The organism is Streptococcus parasanguinis, from assembly GCF_001578955.1.
GTDB lineage: Bacteria > Bacillota > Bacilli > Lactobacillales > Streptococcaceae > Streptococcus > Streptococcus parasanguinis_U.
The window spans coordinates 612,144-615,295 of sequence record NZ_KQ969689.1 but is presented as its reverse complement, the minus strand read 5'-3'; the positions used below and the strand labels follow the sequence as shown (position 1 = coordinate 615,295).

9 protein-coding genes are annotated in these 3,152 nt (G+C 35.4%); 6 read left to right on the top strand and 3 right to left on the bottom strand.

Going from position 1 to position 3,152, the window contains the following annotated elements; genetic code table 11:
- A partial coding sequence (locus SPADD19_RS13075) for a BRO-N domain-containing protein (protein WP_277619462.1) occupies window positions 1–121 on the bottom strand: 121 nt, incomplete at its 3' end.
- A 49-nt stretch (window positions 122–170) separates the two neighbouring features.
- Between SPADD19_RS13075 and SPADD19_RS02860 the strand changes: the two genes are divergently transcribed.
- Window positions 171–551 (top strand): DUF2513 domain-containing protein, encoded by a 381-nt coding sequence (locus tag SPADD19_RS02860; protein ID WP_061455134.1) that lies wholly within the window; start codon window positions 171–173, stop codon window positions 549–551.
- Here SPADD19_RS02860 and SPADD19_RS12025 read toward each other — a convergent pair.
- Both SPADD19_RS12025 and SPADD19_RS02855 read right to left on the bottom strand, forming a co-directional pair.
- Window positions 525–665 carry a hypothetical protein gene (locus SPADD19_RS12025; protein WP_164905824.1) on the bottom strand — a complete coding sequence of 47 codons (141 nt, stop codon included), beginning with the start codon at window positions 663–665 and terminating at the stop codon, window positions 525–527. The two genes, SPADD19_RS02860 and SPADD19_RS12025, sit on opposite strands and share 27 nt — an antisense overlap.
- Before the next feature lie 9 nt (window positions 666–674).
- On the bottom strand, window positions 675–884 hold the full coding sequence (locus SPADD19_RS02855; RefSeq protein ID WP_031575328.1) for a helix-turn-helix domain-containing protein: 210 nt from the start codon (window positions 882–884) through the stop codon (window positions 675–677).
- A 110-nt stretch (window positions 885–994) separates the two neighbouring features.
- On the opposite strand from SPADD19_RS02855, the gene SPADD19_RS11455 reads away from it, so the two are divergent.
- The 5 genes from SPADD19_RS11455 to SPADD19_RS02835 form a co-directional block, all read left to right on the top strand.
- A complete protein-coding gene (locus tag SPADD19_RS11455) occupies window positions 995–1,087 on the top strand; it encodes a type I toxin-antitoxin system Fst family toxin (RefSeq protein ID WP_000970295.1) in 93 nt (30 codons plus the stop codon).
- Between the two features lie 398 nt (window positions 1,088–1,485).
- Entirely contained in the window at window positions 1,486–1,833 is a 348-nt protein-coding gene (locus tag SPADD19_RS02850) for a helix-turn-helix domain-containing protein (protein WP_049472185.1), read from the top strand.
- Between the two features lie 12 nt (window positions 1,834–1,845).
- Window positions 1,846–2,226, top strand: a complete 381-nt coding sequence (locus tag SPADD19_RS02845) for an ImmA/IrrE family metallo-endopeptidase (protein WP_061455133.1) — start codon at window positions 1,846–1,848, stop codon at window positions 2,224–2,226.
- 16 nt (window positions 2,227–2,242) lie between these two features.
- Window positions 2,243–2,512: a hypothetical protein gene (locus SPADD19_RS02840; RefSeq protein WP_061455132.1), complete on the top strand. Its 270-nt coding sequence runs from the start codon at window positions 2,243–2,245 to the stop codon at window positions 2,510–2,512.
- A 148-nt stretch (window positions 2,513–2,660) separates the two neighbouring features.
- On the top strand, window positions 2,661–3,152 hold a 492-nt coding region (locus SPADD19_RS02835; protein ID WP_241496441.1), incomplete at its 3' end, for a tyrosine-type recombinase/integrase.

The following is a 3,152-nucleotide window of genomic DNA, read 5'->3' as shown; positions in this document are numbered from 1 at the left end:
TTGCATTTCTTGCTTTGCTATATCCTAATATGTCAGCGACATCTTTCCCGACAAACCATGGTTCATCATCAATTGTCATAGTACGGACTTCTTGTCCGTGAAAATTAAATATTTCGTTCATAGTATTCCTTTCTAAATTTGGTATAATAAAATAAAACGAGGTAATGCTGATGAAATTAAATCCTGATTGTATTCGTGATATTCTCTTTGTTGTAGAAAATAATGCAACTTATTCAAATGATGTTTCTGAAGAAACAATTTTTAAAGAACTCGATTCAAAATATCCTAGAGAAGAAATTCTCTACCATGTTCGACAATGCGAACATAGTGGACTCTTCCTACAAGTGGTACACTACTTTGGCGGTTTTTCTATCCAAGATTTGTCTCCTTATGGACATCAGTTTATAAATGATATACGTCAAGATAATAACTGGAGTAAAACAAAGGAAATTGCCAAAAGTGTCGGCTCTTTTTCACTGGATGTTCTGAAAGATATTTCATCACAAGTTATTACCAACCTCATTTCAAATCAACTTGGCAGTAAATTTTAAGTAGACAGTAGCATGGTTGCTTTCAGCCGTGCTTTTTGTTTTGATTGCTTGCACACCTTTTAATTTTTGGTTATTCAAATAAACGCCGTCTTTTCTTATTTTCAGTTCGTTCATTCTTTTCTCCTACTCCTCGAATTTCTCCCATGACTCGTTAATCCGCAACTTTTTATTGATACGAAGTTTCAAGTCATCACTACCTTTTCCATCTTTGAAAAGTTGTGTGATAGCTGATGGACTAACACCTACAACAATAGCCAAATCTGTCTGTGACCATCCACGTTTTTCAATTCGATCTTTTACAAGCTCGATCCACTTGCGATGTTGTTGGCTCATGTAACTTCCTCCTTTTTGAAAATAAAAAATGCCCTATCTAACTGATAGAGCATGTGATATAATATTTAATGGCACTTCTACACCGCCTGCGAAAGGAGGTGAGATAGCCCATGATGGAACTAATCCTTAAAACTATCATCGGACCGATTGTGGTCGGTGTCGTTCTTCGTTTAGCTGATAAATGGCTGAACAAGGACAAATAGTGTCAAAAAAGACCCCAAGCTTAATGTGGAAGTTAGCCTGGGGTCTTTTCTAGTCCATGATATAGAACTAATCCTTAATTCCCCTATATTATCTCACATGCTCTATTCAATTGTCAAGGGACAAAGTTAAATAGTTAGTAAATTAATTTATAAAACGCTTGACAACTTTCACCCAAAAGGTTAAAATGTAGGCATAGTTAAAAACTTGATAAAACCTTACATCTATCAATTATCTTGCTCGCCAAAGCTATTTATTTTTAGATAAGTTTTAACTTCGTTTTTTACTAACTCATTAACTTACAAAAACTATTTTACACCCAATTAGGTGTCTTGTCAACAGTTTTACACCTAAAAAGTTGAAATATTTTTTGTTATGCTTCTGAAAGGTTGATTTAACAATGTTTCCGACATACGAAAAAATTAAAGAACTTGCCGATAAAAGGGGAATTTCTCTCACGAAACTAGAAGAGGATTTAGGTTACAGCAGAAATACACTCTATAAGTTGAAATCTCAAAAACCTAACGCTGAGAGAATATCGGAAATCGCTGACTACTTCAACGTGTCCACCGACTACCTATTGGGACGCACTGATAATCCAAAAATTACAACAGGCGGTGATGCTTCTGCACCGCTTGACCTTCGAGACATTGCTGCGCAATCTATGTTGTTCGATGGTAAACCACTTACTGAAGAAGATATTGATTTTATTACAGCAGTCTTGGAGGCACACTTAAAAAATAAATAGAGGTGCATTTATATGACTGTGAAAGAGCTTTGTGCCCTTGAGGGTGTAAGCTTATGCTACTTTGATGGAAGCGAATGGCATAGCCCAGGCTTCTTTAATCCAGCGTTGAAGGTTCTTGCAATTAATATTAATCTATCAGAGCAAGATCAAAAACAAGTAGCTCTACATGAATTGGGCCATAAAGAACATACTCCAGTCCAGTATGAGGTAAATAGGGAGTTGTGTGAACTTCAAGCTGATCGTAGCATGATTCATCATTTATTAGAAGAAGAATTAAAAACTATGGATGATGTGTCAGAATTTAATTACATCCATTTTATGGAACGGTATAATTTAAAAACCATCGCTAACGAAACGATGGTGATTGATGAATATAGGTCTTTAATTGATTAAAAAAGGAGAAATTATTATGGGATTTTTTGACAATGTTAAACAAGAAAGTTCTTTTTCTGGAGCTTCAGGAGCAACTGGATTGAACTATGTTGTGCTTCAAGTAACACTTAAAGAAAAGTTATTTGGTACTGGTTCTGGAAACCTCACTGAACTTGAAGATGTGATTAACAAACAAGTTGCCAAAGGATACCGACTCCATACCATTAGCACTGCTAACGGGGGCAGCAAGGGGCTAGGTGGAGGAGATCGCATCCAGGCTACAATGGTGTTTGAAAAGATTATTTAGTACTTGATCAAAAATCAAAGTCATTAGAAATTAGAAAATCCCCACAATCGCCTGCAAGCTAAAATGTGAGGATGTGCTGTATAGAAAGAATGGCATTAAAAAGCCCTCTTTACTATACCCATTTTAACAAGAAATGAGGTAAAAATCAATGATCAAAAAATATAAAAAAGGTGATAGTTTCGCCTACTATTTTAAAGCCTATCATGGAATTGATCCATTGACTGGCAAAAAGATTGTAACTCTTAGGCGAGGGTTTAAAACTGAACGTGAAGCTAGACTGGCTGAAGCTAAGTGTTTGTCTGATTATGAAAAGAAAACCTTTAGAAGCAGAAATACCACTGCTACTTTCAAACAGGTATATAAAACTTGGAAAGAGCATTATAGAAATACCGTAAAAGAATCAACCTATGTTAGCCAAATTGATAAAGCAGACAGACTTATTATCCCTCATTTTGGAGACAAACCTATAAATAAAATAAGTTTGACAATGTGTCAAACTCAGGTTAATAAATGGGCTGAAGAATATAAGCGATTTTTCGGGATCATCAGCATAGCAAACCAAATCTTTGACTATGCTATTTCAATGGAGTTGATTGAAACGAATCCAATGAAAAAGACACTGAAGCCTAAACGACAAAAA

Excerpts from the sequence above, each read along its gene's own strand:
- SPADD19_RS12025 (WP_164905824.1), bottom strand. The coding sequence starts at position 665 with ATGAACGAACTGAAAATAAGAAAAGACGGCGTTTATTTGAATAACCAA.
- SPADD19_RS02850 (WP_049472185.1), top strand. The coding sequence starts at position 1,486 with ATGTTTCCGACATACGAAAAAATTAAAGAACTTGCCGATAAAAGGGGA.
- SPADD19_RS11455 (WP_000970295.1), top strand. The coding sequence starts at position 995 with ATGATGGAACTAATCCTTAAAACTATCATCGGACCGATTGTGGTCGGT.
- SPADD19_RS02845 (WP_061455133.1), top strand. The coding sequence starts at position 1,846 with ATGACTGTGAAAGAGCTTTGTGCCCTTGAGGGTGTAAGCTTATGCTAC.
- SPADD19_RS02855 (WP_031575328.1), bottom strand. The coding sequence starts at position 884 with ATGAGCCAACAACATCGCAAGTGGATCGAGCTTGTAAAAGATCGAATT.
- SPADD19_RS02860 (WP_061455134.1), top strand. The coding sequence starts at position 171 with ATGAAATTAAATCCTGATTGTATTCGTGATATTCTCTTTGTTGTAGAA.
- SPADD19_RS02840 (WP_061455132.1), top strand. The coding sequence starts at position 2,243 with ATGGGATTTTTTGACAATGTTAAACAAGAAAGTTCTTTTTCTGGAGCT.